The organism is Pseudoalteromonas sp. QJM3NY_12 (assembly GCF_056173165.1).
The window spans coordinates 1,448,334-1,462,828 of the sequence record NZ_CM149661.1 but is presented as its reverse complement, the minus strand read 5'-3'; the positions used below and the strand labels follow the sequence as shown (position 1 = coordinate 1,462,828).

At 41.8% G+C, this 14,495-nt stretch carries 12 protein-coding genes; 6 read left to right on the top strand and 6 right to left on the bottom strand.

Features of this window, described 5'->3' with window-relative positions; genetic code table 11:
* Positions 1 to 6 precede the first annotated feature (6 nt).
* The 5 genes from crcB to lrp form a co-directional block, all read right to left on the bottom strand.
* Positions 7 to 387, bottom strand: a complete 381-nt coding sequence (gene crcB / locus AC0VZ5_RS06785) for a fluoride efflux transporter CrcB (RefSeq protein ID WP_010389726.1) — start codon at positions 385 to 387, stop codon at positions 7 to 9.
* Positions 380 to 1,723: a replication-associated recombination protein A gene (locus AC0VZ5_RS06780; RefSeq protein WP_138604907.1), complete on the bottom strand. Its 1,344-nt coding sequence runs from the start codon at positions 1,721 to 1,723 to the stop codon at positions 380 to 382. Before AC0VZ5_RS06780 ends, crcB begins: the two co-directional genes overlap by 8 nt.
* A complete protein-coding gene (lolA, locus tag AC0VZ5_RS06775) occupies positions 1,716 to 2,342 on the bottom strand; it encodes an outer membrane lipoprotein periplasmic chaperone LolA (protein ID WP_036956351.1) in 627 nt (208 codons plus the stop codon). Before lolA ends, AC0VZ5_RS06780 begins: the two co-directional genes overlap by 8 nt.
* Positions 2,342 to 4,831 (bottom strand): DNA translocase FtsK, encoded by a 2,490-nt coding sequence (locus AC0VZ5_RS06770; protein ID WP_475474646.1) that lies wholly within the window; start codon positions 4,829 to 4,831, stop codon positions 2,342 to 2,344. Before AC0VZ5_RS06770 ends, lolA begins: the two co-directional genes overlap by 1 nt.
* A gap of 196 nt (positions 4,832 to 5,027) precedes the next feature.
* The gene (gene lrp / locus AC0VZ5_RS06765; RefSeq protein WP_008110073.1) at positions 5,028 to 5,507 is read right to left on the bottom strand and encodes a leucine-responsive transcriptional regulator Lrp; all 480 of its coding nucleotides are present in this window, start codon (positions 5,505 to 5,507) and stop codon (positions 5,028 to 5,030) included.
* Positions 5,508 to 5,646: 139 nt separating this feature from the next.
* Here lrp and ald point away from each other — a divergent pair, with 139 nt between their 5' ends.
* Positions 5,647 to 6,768 (top strand): alanine dehydrogenase, encoded by a 1,122-nt coding sequence (gene ald / locus AC0VZ5_RS06760; RefSeq protein ID WP_054200757.1) that lies wholly within the window; start codon positions 5,647 to 5,649, stop codon positions 6,766 to 6,768.
* A gap of 116 nt (positions 6,769 to 6,884) precedes the next feature.
* Here the strand turns inward: ald and pssA are convergent, their stop codons facing one another.
* Complete coding sequence (gene pssA, locus AC0VZ5_RS06755; RefSeq protein ID WP_475474645.1) at positions 6,885 to 8,210, bottom strand: CDP-diacylglycerol--serine O-phosphatidyltransferase; 1,326 nt, start codon at positions 8,208 to 8,210, stop codon at positions 6,885 to 6,887.
* A gap of 276 nt (positions 8,211 to 8,486) precedes the next feature.
* Here pssA and trxB point away from each other — a divergent pair, with 276 nt between their 5' ends.
* From trxB to infA, 5 genes are all read left to right on the top strand, one after another.
* Entirely contained in the window at positions 8,487 to 9,437 is a 951-nt protein-coding gene (trxB, locus tag AC0VZ5_RS06750; RefSeq protein WP_008110078.1) for a thioredoxin-disulfide reductase, read from the top strand.
* A 306-nt stretch (positions 9,438 to 9,743) separates the two neighbouring features.
* A complete protein-coding gene (locus tag AC0VZ5_RS06745; RefSeq protein ID WP_464708904.1) occupies positions 9,744 to 12,557 on the top strand; it encodes a bifunctional aconitate hydratase 2/2-methylisocitrate dehydratase in 2,814 nt (937 codons plus the stop codon).
* Between the two features lie 180 nt (positions 12,558 to 12,737).
* On the top strand, positions 12,738 to 13,454 hold the full coding sequence (gene aat, locus AC0VZ5_RS06740) for a leucyl/phenylalanyl-tRNA--protein transferase (protein WP_475474644.1): 717 nt from the start codon (positions 12,738 to 12,740) through the stop codon (positions 13,452 to 13,454).
* A complete protein-coding gene (locus tag AC0VZ5_RS06735; RefSeq protein ID WP_010389715.1) occupies positions 13,447 to 14,151 on the top strand; it encodes an arginyltransferase in 705 nt (234 codons plus the stop codon). Before aat ends, AC0VZ5_RS06735 begins: the two co-directional genes overlap by 8 nt.
* A 90-nt stretch (positions 14,152 to 14,241) precedes the next feature.
* Positions 14,242 to 14,460, top strand: a complete 219-nt coding sequence (infA, locus tag AC0VZ5_RS06730) for a translation initiation factor IF-1 (protein ID WP_002962494.1) — start codon at positions 14,242 to 14,244, stop codon at positions 14,458 to 14,460.
* The last annotated feature ends 35 nt before the right edge of the window (positions 14,461 to 14,495 follow it).

Genomic DNA, 14,495 nt, shown 5'->3' with positions numbered 1-14,495 from the left:
AGTTTTTTAACCTTTTTGCATTACTAGCTGAAGGCCCAGCCAAGCCATAAAAATACACACCATCACGTTTAAGATGATATTGAGGGCCATTTTAATAAAGTGACCTTGTTGTAATAACAACAACGAATCCATTGAGAATGTTGAAAAGGTGGTTAACGCACCTAAAAAGCCAATTCCGATGAGGGTTTTAGCGGGACTAACGGCAATAACCTGCTTATCGATTAAACCGTACAAAATGCCCATCAACAATGAACCCAGAATATTAACCGTCAACGTGCCAAAAGGGAATCCCCTACCGAGGAGTTTTAGCATGGTTTCGCTAATAAAAAACCGTAAACAAGCTCCTGACGCTCCGCCAAGGGCTATCATCATGTAAAGTTTAATCATGCTCATAACGTTTTACTGGGCTTTGTGCGTCGCGCTCTTTTAAATAATCGAGCTTTTGTTTAATTTTTTGCTCAAGTCCACGATCACTTGGCTGGTAGTATTGTTTGCCATCCATTTCTGGCGGTAGGTATTTTTCGCCAGCAGCAAATGCACCCTCTTCGTTATGTGCATAACGATACTCTGCGCCGTACCCTAAATCTTTCATTAGATTGGTGGGGGCATTGCGTAAATGCTCTGGCACCGGGTAGCTTGGCTGATTTTTAGCATCGTCTTTAGCTTGGTTAAACGCCATATAAACCGCATTACTTTTTGGTGCGCTGGCTAAATATAAGGTGGCCTGTGCAATTGCACGCTCACCTTCACTGGGGCCAACACGCTGAAAAATATCCCATGCGTTTAAAGCCACTTCCATAGCCCGCGGATCGGCATTGCCAATGTCTTCGGTGGCAATCGCTAATAAGCGCCTTGCAACATAAAGCGGGTCGCCGCCACCGGCTAAAATACGGCAGTACCAATAAAGCGCACCATCGGGTGAACTGCCTCGAACTGATTTATGAAACGCCGAAATTAAATCGTAAAATTCATCGCCGCCTTTATCGTATTTGGCTAAATGCGTGGGCAGTACTTGGCTGAGTACCTGTTCGTCAACATGAAATTGGCCGTTTTGCTCAGTGGTTAAATCGACTGCTTGCTCGAGTAAATTAAGCACTTTACGAGCATCGCCACCACTTGCTTGGCATAGCGCCTGTTTGGCGTTATCTGCAATCACGATGTGTTTTTGGCTTAATTGCTCATCTTGTTTAAGTGCACGCTCTATTACCGTGTATAAATCGCTTTCCTGCAAGGATTTTAAAACATACACCCTTGCACGAGACAAAATCGCATTATTAAGCGCAAACGAGGGGTTTTCGGTGGTCGCGCCTACAAATATAAAAGTGCCATCTTCAATATGCGGTAAAAACGCATCTTGCTGAGATTTATTAAAGCGATGCACTTCGTCAACAAACATTAGAGTACGCTGGCCGCGGCTTTGTAAGTTATCGCGCGCTTGGGTTACGCTATCGCGTATATCTTTTACGCCCGCCGTTACTGCCGACATTTGAATTAGTTCAGCGTCGGCATGGTTGGCAATAATTTGCGCTAGCGTAGTTTTACCTACCCCCGGCGGGCCCCATAAAATTAAACTATGGCAACGCCCTGCAACAATAGCTTGATGCAGCGGCTTGTCGCTACTTAGTAAATGCTGTTGCCCTATGTAATCGTTAAGCGATAAAGGGCGCATACGCGCAGCGAGTGGGCGTACATCGGGCCCAAAGTTAAAACCTAAATTACTCACCGTTACTCTGATCGTCTATTTCTACACCCGCTGGCGGGGTAAATTCAAAAGTTGTTTTATCAAGCTCAGTATTAACCTGTGCATTGCTAAATGTAAACGCAGACAGCTGGCCTGAGTTATCTTTAACTACCAGTTTTGCAAGCCCTTGCTCGTTATCAGCAAAAGTAATATCAAGCTGCTCTACTTGGCTTTCTACGCCTTTATTTGGGGTAATGCTAAAGCCTAAGTTAGTAGCGAGCACGCTGTATTTTTCCCATTGCGCAGGGTCTTTAGAGGTGAGCAATATAAACGGTGTAGAATCAATTAAACCGCTGGTTTTCATAATGGTTACTTGCTCAGCAAAGCTATCAAAGTAATAGGTTTTATCGCCGTTTGACACAAATAACGTGTCGTCTGGGTTAGTTTGCTGCCAGCGAATCATCAATGGCTGTTGCAGCGCAATATTGCCTTGGCCTTGCATTACCAATTGGCCTTCACCGTCGGTTACGTTTTGTTTAAATTGTGCTTTAAAGCTTTTTAACGTTGATAACTTATCTTGTAATGCTTGGCTGTCGTCAGCAAAGCTGGGCATAGCCACTAAACTGCCCAATACCAATAATAAACTACTTAATTTTTTCATTAATTTGCTCCATTAGGTACTAATACATCGCGTGCGCCGTTATGTCCTGGTGCACTCACGATACCTGATGTTTCCATTTGTTCTACTAAACGTGCAGCACGGTTATAGCCTACACGTAATTTACGTTGCACTGATGATACCGAGACTTTGCCAGTTTCTATTACAAAGGCGACCGCTTCGTCGTATAACGGATCTGATTCTTCATCGCCATTTTCGCTGGCTTCACCTGGTAATAAAATATCTTCAGTGGCATCACCATTTAAAATTTCGTCTATGTAATTTGGTTTAGCGCGGGCTTTCCAATCGTTTACCACGGCATGTACTTCATGGTCGTCTACAAACGCGCCATGCACACGCTCTGGTACACTGGTGCCTGGCGGTAAATAAAGCATGTCACCCATGCCTAATAAATTTTCTGCACCTTGTTGATCCAGTATGGTGCGCGAGTCTATTTTACTTGATACCTGAAACGCCATACGTGTAGGTATGTTCGCTTTAATTAAACCGGTTATTACATCAACCGACGGACGCTGTGTTGCCAAAATTAAATGAATACCCGCAGCACGCGCTTTTTGCGCTATACGGGCAATTAACTCTTCAACTTTTTTACCCACAATCATCATCATGTCGGCAAATTCGTCAATAACCACCACAATGCTAGGTAATTTATCTAGCTCATCTGGGCCCTCTTTCATGCCATCGGTGTCTTTAAATAATGGATCCATAATTGGGTAGCCCGCTTCTTTGGCTTCCATTACTTTTTGGTTGTACCCTTTTAAGTTACGCACACCCAAAGCCGACATCAGCTTATAGCGGCGTTCCATTTCACCTACACACCAGCGCAGTGCGTTTGCCGCTTCTTTCATGTCGGTCACAACCTCACATAATAAATGCGGAATGCCTTCGTATACTGAAAGCTCAAGCATTTTCGGGTCAATCATGATCATACGAACATCTTCTGGGCCCGATTTATACAGTAAGCTTAATATCATTACATTAACGCCCACTGACTTACCTGAACCTGTTGTACCGGCCACTAATAAATGTGGCATTTTACCTAAGTCGGCACACACAGGTTGCCCTGCAATGTCTTTACCTAGCACCATGGTTAACGGCGATGGGTTTTGCTCAAACTTAGGTGCGTTTATCACTTCTGACAAACGTACAATTTCACGGTATTTATTAGGCAGCTCAATACCGATATAGGTTTTACCCGGAATAACTTCAACCACGCGCACACTAATTGCCGATAGCGAGCGCGCTAAATCTTTTGACAGCCCAGTAATTTTAGACACCTTAATACCCGGTGCTAAATCAAGCTCAAAACGAGTAACAACAGGCCCGGGGTAAACTCCAACCACGGTAGCTTGTACGTTAAAATCGAGTAGTTTTGTTTCTACAAGGCGCGATACACTATCAAGTTCTTCTTGCGAAATTGGGTTTTTTGCTTTGTCGGGTCTGTCGAGTAAATCTAATGATGGCAATGGCCCCGGAGGTGGCTCTTGCTCTAATAATTGCTCAAACTTCTCTTTGGCAGTTGGCGGCGGTTGAAACCCTGATTTTGGCTTGTTAATTGGCCTTGCTGGTGAAACCACTGTTGTGGCTGGTTTTTCAGGTTCAACCACTGGGCTTTGATCAAGCGCATTAAGTGCTGCCTCTGTGTCCATAGGTTCATCGTCTATGGCGCTAAAGCTAATTTCTTGATCGAGTATTTGGTCAAGCTCGTCAAACGGCATAAATTCGTCGTCTTGAGGGGCATTAACCTTAGTTGCGGGTTTATCGATTGCTTTGGGTTTGTCTGCTGTTTTATTAGCAAGTTCAGGTTCTTGTTGGCGGGTGTTGTCTTCAAAATAGGCATCGGGTTGCTCGTCTTGAACTTTACCTGCAATGCGTTCGCGTTGCATCCAACCGCGAGCATAGGTAACCAAAAAGCGGTATAACCTAACAATTAAATCACCCAAGTAATCAACAAATTGCACCCACGACACACCCGTTAATAGGGTTAATCCTGCAAAAAAGAAACACAGCAGTAAAATAGAGGTACCGGTAAAATTAAACGCAGGCATCATCGCCGATGCAATCACATCGCCCACTACCCCACCGGATGAAAAATTATAAATATCGTCAAAATTAATACTGCTGATAGCGGTGGCTGAGGTAATAAACAGCGCAAAGCCAATAATACGTAATCCAAGTGTGGTGTAATCGAGTTGCAAAATACGGTGTGGCTGCTTAAACACTAAATAGCCAAGCAGCTGAATAGCCGCTGGCACAAAATAGGCAAGCCAACCAAAGGTAAGAAGTAAAATGTCGGCCACCCACGCGCCCGCCGTACCTGTGATATTTTGTACATTGGTAAACTCACCCGTTTGCGACCAAGCAGGATCGGCAGGATGAAAACTAATTAAAGCACATAAAATAAATACCGCTGCAAAGGTGCTGACGATGAGCCCCGTTTCTAATAGTCTTTGTACACCGTTTAGGCGCATAATTACCTATCCCTCATTATTATTTTTTACACTCACTTGGCAATAGAATACCTTAGCAGGAAATGTATTTTGATGCACTTTATCTTAACCATGATGGCCTGATTATGAACAAGTTTTTATTATTTAGTCGTACACTCATTAAAAAAGCAAAGTTGGCTGCAACGATAAAAGTATATTAAAGGCTGTTACTTTATCATTAAGCAACAAAAGGACGAATAACAACGCCTTCTTCACCTTTTACTTCTTCCATCACTACGTAGGTACGACTTTCACTCACATTGGGCAGCTTTAATAATATATCACCGAGTACCCCTCGGTATTCTGACATATCGTTAACCCGGGTTTTTAATAAAAAGTCGAAATTACCAGAAACCAAATGACATTCTATAATTTCTTCGTGCTTTCTAACAGCGGCACTGAACTCTTCAAACACGTCGGGCGATGTTTTAGTAATGGTTACTTCCACATACACAGAAAGCCCTTGACCAAGTTTGGCGGGATCAACCACTGCTTTGTAGCCTAAAATATACCCTTCTCGTTCAAGCTTTTTCACTCGCTCTAGACAGGGCGTGGCGCTTAGGCCAACTCGTCGGGCCAGTTCAACATTTGACAGGCGGCCATCAAGTTGTAATTCGACTAAAATTTTGCGATCAATACGGTCTAATAAGTTATGCATGGCTTTTTAGTTTTTTATTCTAATAAAATTAATTTTACAGATACTAACACTACAAAGAGCTTAAAAAAAGGTGAGACACACTACCCTAGCATGAATATAATAGTGGAAAATTTTTATCCCGTTCTAACAAGGCAAAATTATGATTATTGGTGTACCTAAAGAAATTAAAAACCACGAGTACCGTGTAGGTATGGTTCCTGCGAGTGTTCGCGAACTTGTAAATCACGGCCACCAAGTGATTGTTGAAACGAATGCTGGTATGGGCATTGGTTTTACAAATGATGATTATGTTCAAGCAGGCGCTGAAATTTTAGAAACAGCTGCTGACGTTTTTGCAAAAGCAGAAATGATCATCAAGGTAAAAGAGCCACAAGCTGTTGAGCGTGCAATGTTACGTGAAGACCAGATTCTTTTCACTTACCTTCACCTTGCACCGGATCTTCCACAAACTGAAGACCTTGTTAAAAGTAAAGCAATCTGTATTGCGTATGAAACAGTAACTGATTCACGCGGTGGTTTACCACTTTTAGCGCCAATGAGTGAAGTTGCTGGTCGTATGTCTATTCAAGCAGGTGCACAAGCGCTAGAAAAAGCTAACCACGGTCGTGGTATGTTACTAGGTGGTGTACCAGGTGTTGAGCCAGCTAAAGTAGTTGTTATTGGCGGCGGCATGGTTGGTCGTAGCGCTGCACAAATGGCCGTTGGCCTAGGTGCTGAGGTTGTAGTACTTGACCGCAACATCGACGTATTACGTGCACTAGACGCACAGTTTGGTAACAAAGTTAAAGCTATTTACTCAACAGCTGACGCGCTTGAGAAGCACGTACTTGAAGCTGACCTAGTAATTGGTGGTGTACTTATCCCAGGTGCTGCTGCACCTAAACTAGTAACTGCTGAACACATTAAAGCAATGAAGCCTGGCGCTGCAATTGTTGACGTTGCAATCGACCAAGGTGGTTGTATTGCTACGTCTAAAGCAACTACGCACGCTGATCCTACTTTCATCGTTGATGAAGTTGTTCACTACTGTGTTGCTAACATGCCAGGTGCTGTTCCACGTACATCTACGTTTGCACTTAACAATGCAACATTACCGTTTATCATTAACCTTGCAAACAAAGGTTACAAAAAGGCACTACTAGATGACGCTCACTTCTTAAAAGGCTTAAACGTACTTAAAGGCCAAGTAACTTACAAAGAAGTAGCTGAAGCGTTCAACATGGAATATGTTGACCCACGCACTGCAGTAGAAAACGCGTAACTATTATTGTTACCGTTTATACCTAAGTCATCATTAGGTATAAGCATTAAAAAGCAGCTAATTAGCTGCTTTTTTTGTATCTACATTTTAGGGTCTGTGGTCAACAGACCCTAATGCTATATAAATCGTTTAATAATAAAGTCGACTTTTACACGCTTAGCTTGACCAAGCAGTTTTTTAACTGGCTGCGGGTAATCGCTCATGGTTTCTAAATCATCTGGACCGGTTAAACGACGACAATGTTTTAAAATTTCTTGGCGTTCATTATCAATATCGCGCATTATCGTTTGCTCAGGGTCTTCTATCAGAATACCATTTTCGATATCTAGCCCCCATGCACGCGGATTTAAATTATGCCCGCTAAGTAAATGCACTTTACGGTCACAACAAATCCCTTTTAAATGAAACGAGTTACTCTCGTGTTTCCACAGGTAAACGTTTAAGTTGCCATTATCTATGTGGCGTTTTTGCGATTTTACAAATTTATGCAAAATAGTTTCGTATAAATACGGTAATGCACCAATTTTACTAAACGGCTCGCTAGGTGGCAGGTAAAAATCGTTTGCGGTTTTATCGCCCACCACAATAGTGACTTGTTTACCTTGCTTTAATAAGCGACGCAAAGAGCGCATTAAAGGAGCCGGGAAATTAAAATACGGCGTGTATAACACCAACTCTTGCTTGGTAGTGTCAAACAGCGCTTTGATTAAGCGATTAAGTTCGTTATTACGACGGCCTAAACCCAAGAACAAACGAATGCCCATTGCATGAGTATTCAAGTTCTGCGCACTTTTATAGCTTGCCGATTTAAGCTCACGCATAAGTTGCTTTTGTTCAAGTTTAAAGTCAGCCATGCGTTTAAGCGGTCGTTGATCAATTCTTGGAACTGCTTCAGAGCTCAATAAGGTTGATTCGATAAAGTCGACTACTGAGTCACATAACTCGCTTTGCGAAACTAAAAAGTAGCGATCAAGTCGGTATCGGTCGCTATATTGCAAATACACATTGTTTAAACTGGCACCGCTATATAGTAGTGTGTCGTCAATAACAAAGCCTTTTAAATGCAACACCCCAAACAGTTCTTTGGCTTTTACAGGGACACCATACACTTGAACGTTTGAATTAAACTTCTCTAAGCTATCGCAATATAAACTTGCATTGCCCTCTGACTTTTCTGCGCCAATTAAACCGCGTTGCGCGCGATGAAAATCAACCAGTACTTTAATTTCAAGCGAAGGGTTAGCTAACGATGCACTGTGTAGTGCGGCTAAGATTTCACGACCCGCTTCATCATCTTGTAAGTAAAGTGTGGTGATATAAATTCGTTTTTTTGCGTTGGCAATTAAATCTAACAATTGCGTACGGTATTCTTGCGCATTGGTTAAGACGTTAACGTCTTTTGAAGTCAACCCAAATGCGGGTTTCTCTTGCCAAAATAACATAGTTGCCTATTCACTTAGGTCACATAATTAAGCAGTGACAAATCAAAATTAGTTAAAAGATAACAAAAAAAATCAGGCTGGTCATGAATTAACGTCGTTTTATTGGCTAACAGTCTATTTATTAGTCGAGCACTGCTTGTAAGTCATTTGCTAGTACACATTAATGAACAGCTTCGGAATTTGCGAAAAAAAATAATCTCATCTTTTATTTACTTCCTGCTTGTTTTTCTTAGAATCGGGCGCATTAAAACCGTATTAAACGTTTAGGAAAAGATCATGACTGAAGCAAAACATTGTAAGTTACTTATTTTAGGTTCGGGCCCTGCTGGCTACACAGCCGCAGTTTACGCTGCACGTGCTAATTTAAACCCTGTTTTAATTACAGGTATTCAACAAGGTGGCCAGCTAACAACCACTACTGAAGTTGAAAACTGGCCTGGCGATGCACACGGTTTAACCGGCCCTGCATTAATGGATCGTATGAAAGAGCATGCAGAACGCTTTGAAACTGAAATTGTGTTCGACCACATCAACAAAGTTGACGTATCTAAGCGCCCTTTCACACTAACTGGTGACCAAGGTACTTACACATGTGATGCTTTAATTATTGCAACCGGTGCCTCTGCGAAATATTTAGGCTTAGAGTCTGAGACTAATTTCCAAGGTCGTGGTGTTTCTGCTTGTGCAACCTGTGACGGGTTTTTCTATAAAGGCCAAAAAGTAGCGGTTGTTGGTGGTGGTAACACGGCTGTTGAAGAAGCGTTATACCTGTCTAACATTGCTGATGAAGTTCATGTTATCCACCGTCGTGATAGTTTCCGTAGTGAAAAAATTCTTGCAGACCGCCTTGCTGAAAAAGCAGCAAACGGTAACGTTGTAATGCACTACAACCGTACACTTGATGAAGTGCTTGGTGACCAAATGGGTGTGACCGGCGTTCGTATCAAAGATGTGGCATCAGATGCTACTGAAGAACTTGATTTAGCGGGTGTATTTATTGCCATTGGCCATAAGCCAAACACCGATATGTTTGAAGGTCAGCTAGAAATGAAAGACGGCTACCTAGTGGTTGAATCTGGTCTTAACGGTAATGCAACTCAAACAAGTGTGCCAGGCGTATTTGCTGCCGGTGATGTGTCTGATCATATTTACCGTCAAGCGATTACTTCTGCGGGTACTGGCTGTATGGCTGCACTTGATGCAGAACGCTTTTTAGATAACCTATAAGCATACATAGCATACTTTTGGGGCTGAATTTTCAGCCCTTTTTTGTGCCCAAACATTACGCCCGAGATAATTGCACTCGCACCAATATTCACTATATTTATAGTTAAAATTAGTCTTATTTATACAATTAATGACTCAGGTACGATAGGATCTAAGGGTGAGCAACAAATACCGTCAAATTATATAAGTAAAACTAGCTATAATTATCGTCAGGAATAAAAGCTTTATTCATTTAGGCATTACTAGAAACTGTAAAATCAGTTAAAATGCTTAACTTCATATCAAGTAAATTACCGAGAGTTTTCTATGAGTTTGTATACAAAATATATGGAAGAAATCCAAACCCGTAAAACGGAGCTTGGATTAAGCCCACAACCAATCGATAGCGCTGAACTAGTATCAGAAATAATTAATCAAATTAAAGATACTAATAACGAGCACCGTAAAGATTCACTGCATTTCTTTATTTTTAATACTTTACCTGGAACAACCAGTGCTGCGGGCGTTAAAGCACAGTTTCTAAAAGAAATCATTTTAGGTGAAGAGCACGTTGCAGAGATCACTCCAGAGTTTGCATTCGAACTACTTTCACACATGAAAGGCGGCCCATCAATTGAAATGCTAATTGATTTAGCCTTTGCTGATGACGCAAAAATCGCAGCGCAGGCTGCAGAAGTATTGAAAACTCAGGTATTCTTATACGATGCAGATATGGAACGCTTAAAAGCGGCCTACGAAGCAGGTAATGCAATTGCTAAAGAATTACTAGAGAGCTTCTCAAAAGCTGAATTCTTCACAAAACTACCTGACATCGAAGAAAAAATCGAAGTAGTAACTTACATTGCTGGTGAAGGCGACATCTCAACTGATTTACTGTCTCCAGGTAACCAAGCACACTCACGTGCTGACCGTGAATTACACGGTAAGTGCATGATCACTGAAGAAGCACAACAAGAAATTGTTGCTCTTCAAAAGAAACACCCTAACGCTAAAGTAATGCTTATTGCTGAAAAAGGCACCATGGGCGTTGGTTCATCACGTATGTCTGGTGTGAATAACGTAGCACTTTGGGCTGGTAAACAAGCAAGCCCATACGTTCCTTTCATCAACATTGCACCTGTTGTTGCAGGTACAAATGGTATTGCGCCAATCTTCTTAACAACGGTTGATGTAACTGGCGGTATTGGTCTTGACCTTAAAAACTGGGTTAAAAAAGTAGATGCAGACGGCAATACAGTAACTGATGCAAATGGTGATGCAGTGCTTGAAGAAGCCTACTCTGTTGCTACGGGTACTGTATTAACAATCAATACTAAAGAGAAGAAGCTTTATAACGGCGATAAAGAGCTTGTTGATATTTCATCAGCGTTCACACCGCAAAAAGTTGAATTCATGAGAGCCGGTGGTTCTTACGCTGTTGTATTCGGTAAAAAACTACAAACGTTTGCTGCTGAAACTCTTGGCATTGAAACGCCGCTTGTTTATGCACCTTCAAAAGAAATCTCACACGAAGGCCAAGGCTTAACAGCGGTTGAAAAAATCTTTAACCGTAATGCGGTAGGTGTACTATCAGATACGCCACTTCACGCAGGCTCAAACGTTCGCGTTAAAGTGAACATCGTTGGTTCGCAAGATACAACCGGTCCAATGACAGCACAAGAATTAGAAGCAATGGCTGCTTCAACGATTTCACCTCTTGTTGATGGTGCCTATCAGTCTGGTTGTCATACAGCATCAGTATGGGATAGCAAAGCACAAGCAAACATTCCTAAACTAATGGCGTTTATGAATAAGTTTGGTTTGATCACTGCACGTGACCCGAAAGGCGTTTACCATGCAATGACTGACGTTATTCACAAAGTATTGAACGACATTACAATTGATGATCGCGCTATCATCATTGGTGGTGACTCGCATACACGTATGTCTAAAGGTGTTGCCTTTGGTGCCGATTCAGGTACTGTTGCTGTTGCACTTGCAACCGGTGAATCAGCGATGCCAATTCCTGATTCAGTTAAAGTAACGTTTAAAGGTAAAATGGCTAAGCACATGGATTTCCGCGACGTTGTACATGCAACGCAAGCGCAAATGCTTAAGCAATTTGGTGGCGAAAACGTGTTCCAAGGTCGTATCATTGAAGTTCATATTGGTACCCTAATGGCTGACCAAGCGTTTACTTTCACTGACTGGACTGCAGAAATGAAAGCGAAAGCGTCAATCTGTATTTCAAATGATGAAACGTTAATTAAGTCAATTGAACTTGCTAAGTCACGTATCCAAATCATGATCAACAAAGGTATGGAAAACGAAGCACAAACGCTACAAGGTCTAATCGATTTAGCCGACAAGCGTATTGCAGGTATTCAATCTGGTGAAGAGCCAGCACTTTCTCCGGACGACAACGCTAAATACCACGCAGAAGTTGTGGTTGATTTAGACCAAATCGTTGAGCCAATGATTGCCGATCCAGACGTAAATAACGATGATGTTTCTAAGCGTTATACTCACGATGTGATCCGCCCTGTTTCTTTTTACAACGACAAGCCTGTTGATTTAGGTTTTGTTGGTTCGTGTATGGTTCACAAAGGCGATATGAAAATTATTGCTCACATGTTACGTAACCTTGAGAAGAAAAACGGTTCTATCTCATTCAAAGCGCCATTAGTTGTTGCGCCACCAACATACAACATTGTTGATGAGCTTAAAGCTGAAGGCGATTGGGATATTCTTGCTAAATACGCAGGTTTTGAATTTGACGATGCAAAACCAAAAACGGCTGCACGTACTAAGTATGAAAATATCTTATACCTAGAACGTCCTGGTTGTAACCTATGTATGGGTAACCAAGAAAAAGCAGAACCTGGTGATACTGTTATTGCAACATCAACACGTCTGTTCCAAGGCCGTGTAGTAGCCGATACATCTGAGAAAAAAGGTGAATCACTTCTAGGTTCTACGCCAGTTGTAGTTCTATCTTCTGTTCTTGGTCGTTTCCCGACTATGGAAGAGTACAAGTCTGCGGTTGAAGGTATTGACCTTACATCGTTTACACCTGTTGAAGAAGCAATGACAACTAAGTTCAACGCTGGACAAGCTGTACCAGTAAAAGTGGTTAGCTAATTCGATTAGTTTACCATTTAATTAAGCGCGTTTTTTAACGCGCTTTTTTTATGCCTAAAATTTACCTAACAGCAATGTAAGCCCTGCTCAACCCTATAGAGAACACAATAATTTGTGGTTTGTGATTTTAAAGCAACAGGTTACACTTTGTCTTGACCATGCAGTTATTCAATCGGTGTTATGACTAAACAACTTTATCAACTCGCTCAAAGCCACTTTGCTTTTCCTGATCCCAGCCATGCATTAGATGATCCAGATGGTTTGCTTGCCATTGGTGGATGTTTATCGTTAACGCGGTTAAAAAATGCTTATTTATCTGGTATTTTTCCGTGGTTTAGTGAGCACGAGCCAATTATGTGGTGGTCACCCAGTGAACGCGGTATTGTTGAGCTTGATGACTTTCATGTTAGTAAAAGCTTGCGAAAACATTTAAAAAAGCACTCGGTCACCGTAACTATTAACCATGCCTTTGAAGAAGTGATAGAAGCGTGCCGCGATCAACGCATTGATACCGATGGCACTTGGATAACCCCGCAAATGCAACAGGCGTACATTAATGCCCATCATAATGGCTTAGCTCATAGTTTAGAGGTATGGCGCGAGGGAGAGCTTGTAGGCGGCTTATATGGGATTATGCAAACAGGTGTTTTTTGTGGTGAATCAATGTTTCATCATCAAACAAATTGCTCCAAACTAGCTATGTGGGCGCTAGTTAATTGGCTTAAACGCCATAATGCGCATTTTATTGATTGCCAATTAGAAAATCCTTATTTAATGTCGTTAGGTGCTAGCGTGGTTTCGCGTGAAGAATTTTTAACTAAACTTAATAAAGCACAGTGTTACACCCCAGCTGCCAGCATGTGGCAGCCACAGGAGCTAATCGCGATATATGAATGAACAACTTCCAGCTCGTATAGGCCTAAGCCAACCGTTTGAATGCAGTTATTTACCTGATCGCCAAGAGCAACTGCTGGTGATACTCGACCCAAGTTGTTATAGCAGCAACAAGTTTGAGTCGTTATTAGGATTAGGCTTTCGTCGCAGTGGTAACCAAATTTACCGTCCGCACTGCCCTATTTGCAGCGCGTGTAGTTCTGTGCGCGTTTTAGCTGATGAGTTTATGCCGACAAAATCGCAAAAACGTAAACTTAACAAAGCAAAAAACCGCTTTGAGGTAAAATATTCACAGGTTGAACGCGAACAATACTATCCACTTTACAGTAAATATATTAGCTTGCGCCACCAAGACGGTTCTATGTATCCACCTGATAAATCACAATTTCAAAGCTTTTTGTTTTGTAGCTGGTTAACCATCACCTTTATAGAGCTTTGGGATCAAGAAAACTTGGTGGCCGTTGCTGTAACTGATTGTATGGACAACGCTATTTCGGCTATTTATACATTTTTTGACCCTGACTACGAACACTTTAGTTTAGGGACTGTAATGATATTACAGCAGCTTAAATTTGCTAAACAGCAACACAAACAGTTTGTTTATTTAGGCTATCAAATAGATGAATGCGACAAAATGAAGTATAAAACCCAGTTTTTACCCGCCCAAAAACAGCTCAATGACCAGTGGGTGGCTATTTAATTTACAAAAATAGCCCCTGCGCCTTTACTTATTGCCGTATTTTGGGCAAAATCTGCAGCGTTTAACTATTAAAGAGGTGTTACGCTAAACATGGCGAAAGAAGACGTAATCGAAATGCAAGGGACAGTCCTTGATACTTTACCAAATACAATGTTCCGAGTTGAGCTAGAAAATGGTCACGTAGTTGTGGCTCATATTTCAGGTAAAATGCGCAAAAACTATATCCGTATTTTAACCGGCGATAAAGTAACGGTAGAAATGACTCCTTACGATTTATCGAAAGGTCGTATCGTATTCCGTGCTCGCTAAGTAAGTGCGTAAACGAGATTTAGTTTTTGGCTAGT

What these genes read in the sequence shown, in the direction of transcription:
- crcB (WP_010389726.1), bottom strand. Translation starts at nt 387, where the DNA reads ATGATTAAACTTTACATGATGATAGCCCTTGGCGGAGCGTCAGGAGCT.
- lolA (WP_036956351.1), bottom strand. Translation starts at nt 2,342, where the DNA reads ATGAAAAAATTAAGTAGTTTATTATTGGTATTGGGCAGTTTAGTGGCT.
- AC0VZ5_RS06770 (WP_475474646.1), bottom strand. Translation starts at nt 4,831, where the DNA reads ATGCGCCTAAACGGTGTACAAAGACTATTAGAAACGGGGCTCATCGTC.
- lrp (WP_008110073.1), bottom strand. Translation starts at nt 5,507, where the DNA reads ATGCATAACTTATTAGACCGTATTGATCGCAAAATTTTAGTCGAATTA.
- ald (WP_054200757.1), top strand. Translation starts at nt 5,647, where the DNA reads ATGATTATTGGTGTACCTAAAGAAATTAAAAACCACGAGTACCGTGTA.
- pssA (WP_475474645.1), bottom strand. Translation starts at nt 8,210, where the DNA reads ATGTTATTTTGGCAAGAGAAACCCGCATTTGGGTTGACTTCAAAAGAC.
- trxB (WP_008110078.1), top strand. Translation starts at nt 8,487, where the DNA reads ATGACTGAAGCAAAACATTGTAAGTTACTTATTTTAGGTTCGGGCCCT.
- AC0VZ5_RS06745 (WP_464708904.1), top strand. Translation starts at nt 9,744, where the DNA reads ATGAGTTTGTATACAAAATATATGGAAGAAATCCAAACCCGTAAAACG.
- aat (WP_475474644.1), top strand. Translation starts at nt 12,738, where the DNA reads ATGACTAAACAACTTTATCAACTCGCTCAAAGCCACTTTGCTTTTCCT.
- AC0VZ5_RS06735 (WP_010389715.1), top strand. Translation starts at nt 13,447, where the DNA reads ATGAATGAACAACTTCCAGCTCGTATAGGCCTAAGCCAACCGTTTGAA.
- infA (WP_002962494.1), top strand. Translation starts at nt 14,242, where the DNA reads ATGGCGAAAGAAGACGTAATCGAAATGCAAGGGACAGTCCTTGATACT.